General features: G+C 70.5%; 9 protein-coding genes. All 9 read left to right on the top strand.

What is annotated here, in order from left to right:
• Window positions 1–31 precede the first annotated feature (31 nt).
• The 9 genes from L2C96_RS33575 to L2C96_RS33535 all read left to right on the top strand — a co-directional run bounded on the left by L2C96_RS33575 (window position 32) and on the right by L2C96_RS33535 (window position 12,607).
• Window positions 32–1,237, top strand: coding sequence for a cytochrome P450 (locus L2C96_RS33575; RefSeq protein ID WP_237339052.1), 1,206 nt, complete (start codon window positions 32–34; stop codon window positions 1,235–1,237).
• On the top strand, window positions 1,237–2,181 hold the full coding sequence (locus L2C96_RS33570) for an MBL fold metallo-hydrolase (RefSeq protein WP_237339051.1): 945 nt from the start codon (window positions 1,237–1,239) through the stop codon (window positions 2,179–2,181). The genes L2C96_RS33575 and L2C96_RS33570 overlap by 1 nt, the downstream gene beginning before the upstream one ends.
• Window positions 2,178–3,161, top strand: coding sequence for a fumarylacetoacetate hydrolase family protein (locus tag L2C96_RS33565; protein WP_020419031.1), 984 nt, complete (start codon window positions 2,178–2,180; stop codon window positions 3,159–3,161). The genes L2C96_RS33570 and L2C96_RS33565 overlap by 4 nt, the downstream gene beginning before the upstream one ends.
• A complete protein-coding gene (locus L2C96_RS33560) occupies window positions 3,137–5,098 on the top strand; it encodes an acetoacetate--CoA ligase (protein ID WP_237339050.1) in 1,962 nt (653 codons plus the stop codon). Before L2C96_RS33565 ends, L2C96_RS33560 begins: the two co-directional genes overlap by 25 nt.
• A gap of 8 nt (window positions 5,099–5,106) precedes the next feature.
• The gene (locus tag L2C96_RS33555) at window positions 5,107–6,063 is read left to right on the top strand and encodes a PDR/VanB family oxidoreductase (protein ID WP_237339049.1); all 957 of its coding nucleotides are present in this window, start codon (window positions 5,107–5,109) and stop codon (window positions 6,061–6,063) included.
• A 336-nt stretch (window positions 6,064–6,399) separates the two neighbouring features.
• Complete coding sequence (locus tag L2C96_RS33550) at window positions 6,400–8,082, top strand: sigma-54-dependent Fis family transcriptional regulator (RefSeq protein WP_237339048.1); 1,683 nt, start codon at window positions 6,400–6,402, stop codon at window positions 8,080–8,082.
• A gap of 117 nt (window positions 8,083–8,199) precedes the next feature.
• Complete coding sequence (locus L2C96_RS33545; protein WP_237339047.1) at window positions 8,200–9,699, top strand: aldehyde dehydrogenase family protein; 1,500 nt, start codon at window positions 8,200–8,202, stop codon at window positions 9,697–9,699.
• Window positions 9,700–9,743: 44 nt separating this feature from the next.
• Window positions 9,744–10,856 carry an NDMA-dependent alcohol dehydrogenase gene (locus tag L2C96_RS33540; protein WP_237339046.1) on the top strand — a complete coding sequence of 371 codons (1,113 nt, stop codon included), beginning with the start codon at window positions 9,744–9,746 and terminating at the stop codon, window positions 10,854–10,856.
• Between the two features lie 137 nt (window positions 10,857–10,993).
• A complete protein-coding gene (locus L2C96_RS33535) occupies window positions 10,994–12,607 on the top strand; it encodes a thiamine pyrophosphate-binding protein (protein WP_237339045.1) in 1,614 nt (537 codons plus the stop codon).
• Window positions 12,608–12,616: the final 9 nt, after the last annotated feature.

Below are 12,616 nucleotides of genomic sequence, written 5' to 3'. Positions count from 1 at the left end.
GAGTGCAACGACTCGTCACAAGGGAGTGACCATGTCCAACATAACGTCCTCGATGCGGCCCAGCGACCTCGACCTCTACCACCCGGAAGCGCTGCTCGATCCGTACGCGCACTACGCGAAACTGCGCGAGCTGGGACCGGTGCTCTTCGAGCCGGAGCGCGAGATCTGGCTGGTGCCCGGCTACACCGAGGCGTCAGGTGTGCTGCGCAACCACAAGGAGTTCGTCTCCGGCGACGGGGTCACCTACGAGGGGGTCGGCGACCGGCTCGAACGGTATCCGCTGATCGAGAACGACCCGCCGGTGCACACCCGCATCCGCCGGGCGGTCCAGCCGGCGTTCACCAAGAGCCCGATCGAGCAGCTGCGGCCCGCGATCGAGGCCGCCGCGAAGTCGATCGCCGAGAAAGCCGTCGCGCTCGGCGAGATCGACGCCGTCCAGGCGGTGGCCCAGCCGATGCCCGACAAGGCCATGGAACTGCTGACCGGGCTCACCCCGCCGAGCGCCCAGACGCTGGCCGACTGGAGCGACGCGGTCGTCCGCGCGCAGGAACCGGCGGCGAGCCCGCGCCACTCCGAGCTGCTGATCGAAGCACTGAACTGGCTGACCGAGGTGGGCGTTCCCGGCCTGCCGGCGCACTGCTTCGGCCGGCTGATCACCGAGTCCGGAGGCGCGAACGGGGGGCTCGAAGCCGACGGCTCGGAACGGCTGATGACCCTCGCCTCCATCTGGCTGGCGGGCATCGACTCGACCGGCGCGATGCTGGGCAACGCGATCGACGCGTTCATCGAGCACCCCGACCAGTGGGAGCTGCTGCGCGCCCGGCCCGACCTGATCCCGAACGCGGTCGAGGAGCTGCTGCGCTTCGAGGCTCCCTTCCGCGTCTTCTACCGCCGCACGCGCGCCGAGACCGAGATCGGCGGAACCACGATCCCGGCCGGTGCCGCGGTGTGCGCCGTACTTGCCTCGGCGAACCGCGATCCTCGGCAGTTCCCCGACGCCGACCGGCTGGACGTGACCCGGGAGAACGCCCGCACGCACCTGTCGTTCGGGACGTCGATCCACCTGTGCCTCGGTTCGCCGCTGGCGCGGCTGGAGGCCACGTCGATGCTGACCGAGCTCACTCGCCGGGTGCTTCGGTTCGAGCGCACCGGCGAGCCGGTGCGCTCCCCCAGCCAGACCATGCGCAAGTTCGACTCGTTGCCGGTGCGGCTGGTCCCGGCCCCGGGAGTGGCGTGATGAGCGGCTACTCGAAGGGACCCCACGACCTGGGCGGCGGCTGCCACGCCTGGCTGCTGCCCGACGGCGGCTGGGGGGAGAGCAACACCGGGCTGGTGCGCGGCGCGGGGGTGTCACTCCTGGTGGACACGCTCTACGACCTCCCGCACACCGCGGAGATGCTCGACGCTTACCGCCCGCTGACCGTTGGCCATCCGATCCGGACCCTGGTCAACACCCACTCCGACGGCGACCACTGGTTCGGCAACCAGCTGGTCGCCGGGCCCGACGTGGAGATCGTCGCGTCGGAGGCCGCGGCGGAGCTGATGACTCCGCGCGCGGTGTCCGAAATGGCCTCCCTGCACAACCGCCGGGACCGCGTCGGCCGGTTCATCCACTCGGTCGGCGGCCGCTTCGACCTGTCCGGGATCACCGCGACCCCGCCCACCCGCACCTTCGCCGGCGAGCTCGACCTCGACGTCGGCGGGCGCGAGGTGCGGCTCGTTCAGGTCGGTCCGGCGCACACGCCCGGCGATGTGCTGGTGCACGTGCCGGACGCGAAGGTCGTCTACACCGGGGACATCGTCTTCGTCGGTGGTGCCCCGCTCGTGTGGGCGGGACCGGTCTCGCGGTGCATCGCCGCCTGCGACCGGATCCTCGACCTCGACCTCACCGCGATCGTGCCCGGGCACGGCCCGCTCACCGACAAGGACGGCGTCCGGCTGGTCCGGGACTACCTCGCGTTCGTTGAGGTCGAAGCGACCAAGCGGTTCGAGGAAGGGCTCAGCGTCGAGCAGGCCGTCGCGTCGATGGACCTCGGCCGGTTCGCGGCGATGTCCGAGCAGGGACGGATCGCGGCCAATGTGCTCAACGTCTACGAGGAGCTCGATCCGGACAGGCCGCGCGCGGACCGGCTGGAGCAGTTCAGCCGGATCGCCGCATTCGAACTCGGAGAGCAGGCATGAAGATCGCGCGAATCCAGATCGAGGGAACGACCAGGGTGGGCATCGTCGACGGCGACCAGGTGCAGCCGCTCGCCGCGGACACCGACATGTGCGAGCTGCTCGCCGCGACCCCGGCACAGCGCACGGAGCTCGTCCAGCGCGCCACGGAGGGCGAGCCACGCCCACTGTGCGAGGTGCGGCTGCTCGCGCCCGTGCAGCCCAGGACGCTGCGGGACTTCCTCACCTTCGAGGAGCACCTGGAAGGCAGCCTGAAGCTGCTCGGCGCGCCGGCGCCCCACCCCGCCTGGTACGACCAGCCCCTGTTCTACTTCTCCAACACCAACGCGGTGATGGGACCCGACGACCCGGTCGCGGTGCCACCGGGGTGCCGGCTGCTGGACTTCGAGCTGGAGCTGGCCGCCGTCATCGGTAAGCCCGGCAAGGACTTGAGCCCGGAGCAGGCGGCCGAGCACATAGCCGGGTACACCCTGTTCAACGACTGGTCCGCGCGGGACCTGATGTCGCCGGTGGTCCCGGTCGGCATGGGGCCGGTGAAGGGAAAGGACTTCGCCAACACCCTCGGGCCGTGGATCGTCACCGCCGACGAGCTCGCGCCCTACCGCCGCGACGGCAGGCTGGCGCTGGAGATGCACGCGGAGCTCAACGGTGCCGCGCTGCCCGCGGGCGGGGACAACTCGGCCAACATGTCCTGGTCGTTCGAGGAGATGGTCGCGTTCGCCTCGCGCGGCGCGGAGCTGGTGCCCGGTGACGTGCTCGCCTCGGGGACCTGCGGAGCCGGCTGCCTGCTCGAATACTGGGCACACACGGACAGCGAGGAGCCCCCGCCGCTGCGGCCGGGCGACGTCGTGACGCTGGTCGCCGAGGGCATCGGTTCGGTGTCGAACCGGATCGTCGCCGGGGCCGAGCCGGTGGCCGTGCCGAGGGCCCGGGTGGGGCAGCGGCGACGTGCGCGCCCGTGGAACACCGCGGGGTCGTCGTGAGCGCCGAGGTCTGGACACCGACAGCCCAGGCGGCCGCCGAGGCGACGATCACCGCGTTCGCCCGCTTCGCCGGGAGGCGGGGTGGTCCGCCACCCGGCGCGTCCTACGAGGAGCTGTGGCGGTGGTCGGTCGACGACACGGCCGAGTTCTGGAACGCCGTGGCCGAGTTCTGCGAAGTGGCTTGGGACACCCCGCCTGACGCGGTCACCGATGGTGCCCCCATGCCGGAAACCCGCTGGTTCCCTGGCGGGCGCCTCAACTACGCCGCCCAGGTGTTCCGGACCCCGCGCACCGGCGCGGCGGTCGTGGGTCACGACGAAACCGGGATCAGCCAGACCCTGACCTGGGCGGAGCTGGAGGCGCAGGTGAGCGGCCTCGCCGCCACCCTCGCCGGGCTGGGGGTCAGGGCGGGCGACCGGGTGGCCGGGTACTTGCCCGACCGCCCGGAGGCGATCGTGGCCTTCCTCGCCACGGCGAGCGTGGGGGCGGTCTGGGCCGGCTGCGGCACAGACCTGGCCGGGGACGCCGCCCGAGCCCGCCTCGCCCAGCTGGACCCGGCTGTCCTCATCGCCGCCTCGGGCCACCACCATCGGGGGCAGTGGATCGACCGCACCACCGACGTGCGGAAGCTGCGGGAGGGATTGCCGACTCTGCGTGCGACCGTGCTCGTCGGCGACGGTCACCCGACGGACGGGACCACCCTCACGTGGGCGCAGGCCGTCTCTCCGCCCGCACAACGCGTGGAGCCGGTGCCGGTACCCGCGGAGCATCCGCTGTGGGTGCTGTTCACCTCGGGAACGACCGGCCCCCCGAAGGGCATCGTGCACAGCCACGCCGGCGTTGTCGTCGAGCACCTCAAGACCCTGAGCCTGCATCTGGAAGTCCGGCCAGGGGACCAGTTCTTCTGGTACACGACGCTGAACTGGATGATGTGGAACCTCCGGGTGGGCGGGCTGCTCCGGGGAGCGACCGTCCACTGTTTCGACGGCGCGCCGACCGTGCGCGCGCTCTGGCAGGTCGCCGAGCGTGGCGGGGTCACGCACCTCGGGCTGAGCCCCGGCTATCTGAGCGCCTCTCGCGACGCGGGGCTGCACCCCGCCGCGGACTTCGATCTCCCGGCCCTGCGGGTGGTCGGGTGCACGGGATCCGTGCTCACCGCCCCGTTGCACCAGTGGGCGGCCGAGGAACTCGGCCGGGAGGTCCTGGTCGGGTCCACCACCGGCGGGACGGACGTGGTCAGCGGGTTCGCCGGCTTCGCGCTCACGGTGCCCATCCGGGCCGGGGAGATCGCCGTCCGCTGTCTGGGGGTCGATCTTCAGGCCTGGTCTGCTGACCGGAAGCCGCTGACCGACGCGGTGGGGGAGCTGGTCGTCACCTCACCGATGCCGTCGATGCCGCTCCGCTTCTGGAACGACCCGGACGGCAGCCGCTACCGCGGCGCCTACTTCGAGGAATTCCCCGGGGTGTGGCGGCATGGCGACTGGGTGACCGTGACCGGCCGCGGATCGGTGATCGTGCACGGCCGCTCGGACGCCACGCTCAACCGGCACGGCATCCGCATGGGCAGCGCCGACATCTGCCAGGCGGCCGAGGACCTTCCCGAGGTCGGTGAGGCGCTGGTGGTCGGCATCGAGGAACCCGACGGGGGCTACTGGATGCCGATGTTCGTCACTCTCTCCGGCGGACGGCACCTCGACGAGGAACTCGCCGCCGCGGTGCGGGCCGCGGTCCGCGACCGGGTGTCACCGCGGCACGTCCCCGACGAGGTGATCGAGGCACCGGGGATTCCGCACACCCGCACAGGCAAGAAGCTGGAAGTCCCGGTCAAGAACATCCTGCGGGGCTTCACCGGAACGGTCCAGAAGGACGCCGTCGACCGGCCCGAACTCCTGGAGTTCTACCGGCAGACCGGTGAGAACCGCCGCCGCACCAGATGAGGAAAGCCATGCCCATTCCCGAGACCTTCGAAGCGGTCGTGCTCGGCAAGGAGACCGTGGCCGACGGAGTCGTCCTGCTCACGCTGGGTCGGCCGGACCGTGGCGAGCTCCCGGCGTGGCAGCCCGGGGCGCACATCGACCTGCACCTGGGCGAACCGCCGGTGATCAGGCAGTACTCACTGTGCTCTTCACCCACCGAGCGCGACCGTTACCAGGTCGCGGTCCTTCGTGAGCCGGACAGCCGCGGTGGATCAGCGTATGTCCACGACGGACTGACGTTGGGGGACACCATCCTGGTGAGCCTGCCACGCAACAACTTCGCGCAGATCGAGGCGAAGCGCTACGTCTTCGTGGCCGGCGGCATAGGCATCACGCCGATGCTCCCGATGATCGAGGCCGCGCGGCGCGCGGGTGCGGACTGGACGCTGCTCTACGGCGGGCGCACCGCCGCATCGATGGCGTTCACCGAAGAACTCGTGGCAACCGGGGGAGAGCGGGTGTCCCTGCGTCCGCAGGACGAGTACGGACTGCTCGATTTGGCGAGCCTGCTCGCCGAGCCCGCCCCGGACACGGCTGTCTACTGCTGCGGCCCTGAGCCACTGCTGAAGGCCGTGGAAGCGCACTGCGCCTCCTGGCCGAAGGGGTCACTGCACGTGGAGAGGTTCTCCCCGGCGGAGGGAGCGCTCGACGGCCCGACGACCGAATTCGACGTGGAATTCGCGCAGTCCGGCGTGACGCTCACGATCCCGCCGGGCCGCTCGATCATCGCGGTCGCCGAGGAGGCCGGGATTCCGGTCGTCTACAACTGCGAAGAAGGCACCTGCGGGGTCTGCGAGACACCGGTCCTCGACGGCGCCCCCGACCACCGCGACTCGGTGTTGACCGATCAGGAACGCCAGGCGGGCTCATGCATGATGATCTGCGTGTCCCGCGCCCGCTCGCCCCGCCTGATCCTCGATCTGTAGGGAGTTTCGTGTGCGTGCTGGTCATTTCGGGTGAGCTGGGAGAGGTCTGCCCTGCTGGGGCCGAGGAGGTGACGTCAGCGCGACGGACAACGCTGCTGGTGCGGCGACCTGCCGGATGCCGGGATCACCTGCTCGACAGTGGACACTTCGCACTGGAGAGCCACCTCGACCTGATCACCGGTCACATGCGCGACTCTCTCGCCCGCGTCTACCCGAGCTGGTACCGGAACCTCCGGGTGGCTGCCGGACGAGCGGCCCCCGGAGGCGCCATCGGCTACCGCCGGTGCGACCACGCCCATATCGTAGGTGTGCCAGCTTCAGCGGAAGGGGGTCGACATGGGCGTCGACGGGTTCGAGGCGACCGCCGTGGCCGGCGAGCTGCCGAGCGCGGCGGAAGCCGAGATCCGGGATTCGTGGCGCCGCTCCTGGCGGTCCGGGGTACGGCCCGACCTGCCACTCGAGCGGCTCGACGCGGTGGACGTCGACCAGCGAAGCCGCCTGTTGCGGGCCGCGTTGCCCGTGCTCGACCAGGTTGCCGCCGAACTCGGCGAGACGGCCTACTTCACCGTCCTGGCCGACAGCGCCGCCCGGATCGTCCACCGGGGACGCATCAGTTCGCGCACGGCCGACATCCTCGACGACACCGGGGTCGTCCTGGGCAGGCGGTTCACCGAGGACACGACCGGCACCAACGCCATCGCCACACCGTTTGAGCTTCGCCGGGGCGTGGCGGTGCGTGGCGGCGAGCACTTCGCCCGGTCGCTGCGTGGCTACAGCTGCTACGGCTACCCGATAGTGCACCCCGCGACGCGGCGGCTCGAAGGCGTCCTCGACCTCGCCGGGCCGGCAGGTGGGGAGAACCCGCTGTTCGGCCCGTTCCTGCGGCAGGCCGTCCGGCAGATCGAAAGCGCCTTGCTGGCCGACTCCCGTGATTCCGAACGACGTCTCCTCGACGCCTTCAACCGGGCCGTGGCCAGGCGTGGCGAACGGGCGGTTCTGGCGCTCGGCGGCGACGGCGTGGTGCTCGCCAACCAGCAGGCGCTGGACCACTTCGACGCCCTCGACCACGAGCGACTCCGGGAGCTGGCACATGGGCCGCGGTGGGACGGGAAGTCCCGCGAGGTGGTCTTCGAGACGGCGCACGGGATGCGGTTGCGACTGACGCTCGAACCCGTGGGCGGGCACGGAAACGTGCTGATCCGGTTCACCCCCGCCTACCGGTCGCATCCCGTGGTTCCCCGGAGGCAGGCCACCGCCGGCGACGTCCTCGACCGGGAACTGGCGAGATACCGCGCGGCGCGCCTGGCGACCTTCATCGCGGGAGAAGCCGGAACCGGGCGCACCCGGACGGCGCACAGCCTGGCATCCGGTACCGGCGCCGAGGTGGTGACCGTCGGCGGCCATGAACCGGTCGAGGGGTCCACCTGGCTCCACCGGGTCCGCAGCGCCGCCGCCTCCGGCGCGCTGGTCGTCGTCGAGGGTGTCGAACTGCTCGACGACACCGTGGTGCAGGCGCTCGGGGAGTGCGTCGCGCAGGGGATCTGGACGGCGATCACGGGGCCGCCGGTGGATCGACTCGGTCCACGGCACCGGCACCTCGCCTTCCGGTGCCCCGGACGTCTGGAACTGCCGCCCCTGCGCGAGCGGCGCGCGGACATCCCGGCGCTGGCCCGGGCGATGCTCGCCGAGGCGACGAACGGGTCCGCCCGGTTCACGCCCGCCGCCCTGGCGTGCCTCGCGGAGCTGGACTGGCCCGGCAACCTGCGGGAGCTCGATCACGTCGTACGCCGGGTCGCCGCCAAACGCAGCACGGGCGACATCGTCGCCGGTGACCTGCCGCGGGAATACCGCGGCGCCCCCGCCAAGGCTCGCCTTACTCCCTGGGAACGGTCCGAGCACGACGCGATCCTGGCCGCGCTCGAACGCAACCAGGGGAACAAGACCCGCGCGGCCGAGGACCTCGGCATCAGCCGCGGAACGCTGTACAACCGGATCAGGGTGCTGCGGATCCGCGTGTGAGCGTCCCGCCGGTGTGCAAAGTTTGAACGGTTCCACCGGCGCCGCCTCGGACAGCATCGTGCCTGTCCGGATGAGCACGGAACACCGTGCTCTGGCTCCAACGGCGGAGGTGGAACGATGACTGTTGTCTCCCAGCCGGTTCTCCATCCACGGGTGGACAGCTTTCTACGGGAACCGAAGAGGCTGCTGATCGGCGGTGAGTGGGTCGCGGCGGTGTCGGGCAGGACGTTCACGACGCACGATCCGGCGACCGGGCGGGTGCTCGCGGAGGTGGCCCACGGGGAGGACGCCGACGTCACGCGCGCGGTGACCGCGGCCCGGCGCGCGTTCGACGACGGGCCCTGGCGGCGCTTCACGCCCCTGGAACGGCAGCGGCTCCTGTGGCGCGTTGCTCAGGCCCTGGCCGCGCGGGCCGACGAGTTCGCCCAGATCGAGGCGCTGGACAACGGAAAGTCGGTGTCGGTCGCCGAGCACGTCGACATCGCCTGGGCGGTCGAGATCCTCGAGTACTACGCGGGGTGGGCGACCAAGATCGAGGGCAGCACGCCGCAGGTGTCGATGCCGTTCGCGCCGGGCGGGGTTTTCCACGCCTACACGCTGCGTGAGCCGGTCGGCGTGGTCGGGCAGATCGTGCCCTGGAACTTTCCCCTCCTGATGGCAGTCTTCAAGATCGCGCCGGCGCTGGCCACGGGTAACACTGTCGTGCTCAAGCCCGCCGAGCAGACCCCGCTGTCGGCGCTGCTGCTCGGTGAGCTGCTCGCCGACGCCGGGCTTCCGGACGGCGTGGTGAACATCGTGACCGGGTTCGGCGACGCCGGCGCCGCGCTGGTGCGCGACGAGCGGGTCGACAAGATCGCGTTCACCGGCTCCACCGAGGTGGGCAAGGAGATCGTCCGGGCGGCGGCGGGCAACCTCAAGCGTGTCTCGCTCGAACTCGGTGGCAAGAGCCCCAACGTGGTCTTCGCCGACGCCGACCTCGACCTGGCGGTGCCCGGCGCCGCGAACGCGATCTTCTTCAACCACGGCCAAGCCTGCACCGCGGGCTCACGCCTCTACGTCGAGGACACGATCTTCGAGGAGTTCACCGCGAAGGTCGCCGACATCGCTGCGGGTCTGCGCGTGGGGTCCGGGCTCGATCCGGCCACCGAGATCGGCCCCCTGATCTCCGCCGACCAGCGCGACAAGGTGATGGGCTACGTCGACGAGGGGCTCGCCGAGGGGGCTCGTGCCCTCTCCGGCGGCACCCGGCTCGACCGGGACGGGTTCTTCGTGGCGCCCACCGTCCTGGTCGGCGTCGGGCCGGAGTCCCGCGTGGTGCGGGAGGAGATCTTCGGTCCGGTCGTCGCGGCTCAGCCCTTCACCGCGGCGGACGGCGTCACGGCGGCCGCCAACGACACCGTCTACGGACTCGCGGCCGGGATCTGGACGCGCGATTTGTCCAAGGCGCACCGCACCGCGCGCGAGATCCGCGCGGGGTCGGTGTGGGTCAACCAGTACAACGGCTTCGACACCACACTGCCGTTCGGCGGTTACAAGCAGTCCGGCTGGGGCCGCGAGCTCGGAGCCGGCGTCCTCGAGCTCTACCTCGAGACCAAGGCCGTCAACATCGCCCTTTGACCGGGCACACACTACTTCCGCAACGTCGCGAAAGGACATTTGAGATGAAGACGAAAGCAGCGGTGAGCCTGGGGGTGCACCGTCCGTTCGAGATCATGGAACTCGACCTGGACGGCCCCGGCGAGGGCGAGGTCCTGATCAAGAACGTGGCTGCCGGGTTGTGCCACTCGGATCTGCACCTCACCGACGGCGACATGCCGCCGCGGTACCCGATCGTCGGTGGCCACGAGGGCTCCGGCATCGTCGAGGAGGTCGGCCCCGGCGTCACCAAGGTCAAGCCCGGCGATCACGTGGTGTGCAGCTACATCCCCAACTGCGGGATCTGCCGGTACTGCGCCTCGGGCCGGTCCAACCTCTGCGACCTCGGCGCCACGATCCTCGAAGGCCGGTTCCCCGACGGATCGTTCAAGTTCCACAAGGACGGGGTGGATTACGGCAGCCTGTGCCTGCTCGGCAGCTTCGCGGAACGGTCGACGGTCTCTCAGCACTCGGTGGTGAAGATCGACGACTGGCTCCCGCTCGAGACGGCCGTGCTGGTCGGCTGTGGCGTGCCCGCCGGATGGGGGAGCGCGGTGTACAACAACGGCCTTCGTGCCGGTGACACGGCGGTGATCTTCGGCATCGGCGGGCTGGGCATCAACGCCGTGCAGGGCGCGGTCATGGCCGGGGCTCGGCACATCGTCGCCATCGACCCGGTGCCGTTCAAACGCGACACCGCACTGAAGTTCGGCGCCACGCACGCGTTCGCCACCGCGGAGGAGGCGCACGACGCGGTCCGGGAGATGACGTGGGGCCAGATGGCCGACGGCGCGCTGATCTTCGTCGGCACCCCGGACGAGAAGATCATCGCCGACGCGTTTGCCATCATCGGCAAGGGCGGCACGGTCAGCCTGGCCAGCCTCGCCGATCCGGCGAAGCTCACGGTCCACGTCTCGGGCATGGAGCTGACCCTGATGGAGAAGACCATCAAGGGGTCGTTGTTCGGCTCGTCCAACCCGCAGTACGACATCGTCCGCCTGCTGCGCCTCTACGACGAGGGCAAGCTCAAGCTGGACGAGCTCGTCACGCAGCGGTACCGCCTGGAGGAGGTCAACCAGGGGTATGAGGACCTGCGTGCGGGCAAGAACATCCGCGGCGTGATCATCCACGATTCCTGATTCGCCTGGGCAGGGGTAGGCCGGACGCCAGGGCCTACCCCTGCCCTAGCCGATACCTATATACGTAACGATCTATGCTATTGCGTATTCGCTCGGAATTTGCCAGAGTGGGGGAGCAGTGCGGCGAAAGGGACTCGATGAAGGTCTACGAGCAGGTGTCCTCGTTGCTCCGCGCGTCTGGAGTGGACACCGTCTTCGGTCTCATGGGCGACGCGAACATGTACGTCAGCAGCGCCTTCGAAAACCAGGGCGGCCAGTTCGTCCGGGTGGCGCACGAAGCAGGTGCGGTCGCGATGGCCGACGTGCACGCACGCATGAGCGGCCGTCCCGCGGTCGCCACCGTCACCCACGGGCCCGGGTTCACCAACACGCTGACCGCTCTCGTCGAAGCGGCCCGGTTCCCGTCGCCCGTACTGCTGGTCACCGGTGATCCTCCCGCGGAGGCCACGCACCTGCAGCGGCTCGACATCGGCGCTGTCTGCTCGGCGCTGGGGGTCGTCCACGAGCGGATCCACCGCCCGGACACTGTCGTCCGTGATTTCGGGCGCGTGATGCGCCGGCTGAGCACCTCGGCGGCTCCGGTGGTGCTCAACATCCCGCTGCCGGTGTCTGTGTCGGAGGCGGTGTCAGCGGGGCAGCCGCTGGAGCCGGTGTGGCTGCCCGCCGGCACGACGGTGCCGGAGAGCGCGCTCGACGGTGCGCTCGGTCTCGTGGCGTCCGCCACCCGGCCGATCGTCGTGGCCGGCCGGGGCGTCGTGGCCGCTTCGGCCGAATCCGCGGTCGCGGAACTGGCCGACCTGCTGGGGGCGCCGCTGTTCACCACGGCGCTCGGACGTGGGCTGTTCCGGGGGCATCCGCGGCACTTGGGCATCCTGGGCACGTTGGCCCATGAATGCGCCAGCCAGGTGTTGATGGACAGCGACTGCGTGCTCGCGGTCGGCGCGAGCATGAACAAGTACACGACCATGGGCGGGGAACTGGTCCAGGGCAAGCGCCTGGTTCAGATCGATCTCGATCCGGCCAAACTCGGCTGGCTCGTGCAGCCCGACGAAGGTGTCGCCGGTGACGCCGCCGCGGTCGTGGCCGCGATGACCGCCGAACTCCGCGCCGCGGGAGTATCCGGAAGCGGCTCGTGGCGAGACCGCGGCACCGCCGCCGCGAGCGCTATGGCCGAGTGGACCCCGCAGGACCGGCGACCGGCGGACGGAACGATCGACATCCGCACGGCGAGCCTGCTCCTCAATCGCGCACTGCCCGCGGACTGCGCGATCGTCAGCGATGTCGGACGATTTGTCGCCGGTGCCTGGCCCTACCTGGATCGCTGCGCTCCTGGCCGGTTCACCGCCATGACCGGGTTCGGCTCGATCGGTCTGGGGCTCGCCGGAGCGATCGGTGCGGCGGTGTCCGGGGTATCCGGGCTGACGGTGGCTCTCGTGGGTGACGGCGGCTTCATGATGCACGCCTCCGAACTCGCGACGGCGGTGCGGCATCGTCTGCCCCTGCTCGTGCTGGTCTTCGACGACGGCGCCTACGGGGCGGAGTACCACAAGCTCGAGACCCAGGGGTTCGATCCCCGCCACTCCTACAACGACTGGCCCGACGTGGCAGCGGTCGCCGCGGGAGCAGGCGCGGACACCCACGTGGTGGAAACGCCGGAGGACATCGATGTCCTGGCCAAGCGCGTGCCCGGGCTGGAGCGCCCGCTCGTCGTGGACATCCGCCTCGACCCCACCCACCACATTCCCTTCTGAGAGGCGGTA

The sequence above is a fragment of the Amycolatopsis tucumanensis genome (genome assembly GCF_021654135.1).
In the GTDB taxonomy this organism is placed as follows: Bacteria; Actinomycetota; Actinomycetes; order Mycobacteriales; family Pseudonocardiaceae; genus Amycolatopsis_E; species Amycolatopsis_E tucumanensis.
This window is presented reverse-complemented; position numbering and strand designations above follow the sequence as displayed.

Excerpts from the sequence above, each read along its gene's own strand:
- L2C96_RS33550 (WP_237339048.1), top strand. The coding sequence starts at position 6,400 with ATGGGCGTCGACGGGTTCGAGGCGACCGCCGTGGCCGGCGAGCTGCCG.
- L2C96_RS33545 (WP_237339047.1), top strand. The coding sequence starts at position 8,200 with ATGACTGTTGTCTCCCAGCCGGTTCTCCATCCACGGGTGGACAGCTTT.
- L2C96_RS33555 (WP_237339049.1), top strand. The coding sequence starts at position 5,107 with ATGCCCATTCCCGAGACCTTCGAAGCGGTCGTGCTCGGCAAGGAGACC.
- L2C96_RS33575 (WP_237339052.1), top strand. The coding sequence starts at position 32 with ATGTCCAACATAACGTCCTCGATGCGGCCCAGCGACCTCGACCTCTAC.
- L2C96_RS33565 (WP_020419031.1), top strand. The coding sequence starts at position 2,178 with ATGAAGATCGCGCGAATCCAGATCGAGGGAACGACCAGGGTGGGCATC.
- L2C96_RS33570 (WP_237339051.1), top strand. The coding sequence starts at position 1,237 with ATGAGCGGCTACTCGAAGGGACCCCACGACCTGGGCGGCGGCTGCCAC.
- L2C96_RS33540 (WP_237339046.1), top strand. The coding sequence starts at position 9,744 with ATGAAGACGAAAGCAGCGGTGAGCCTGGGGGTGCACCGTCCGTTCGAG.
- L2C96_RS33535 (WP_237339045.1), top strand. The coding sequence starts at position 10,994 with ATGAAGGTCTACGAGCAGGTGTCCTCGTTGCTCCGCGCGTCTGGAGTG.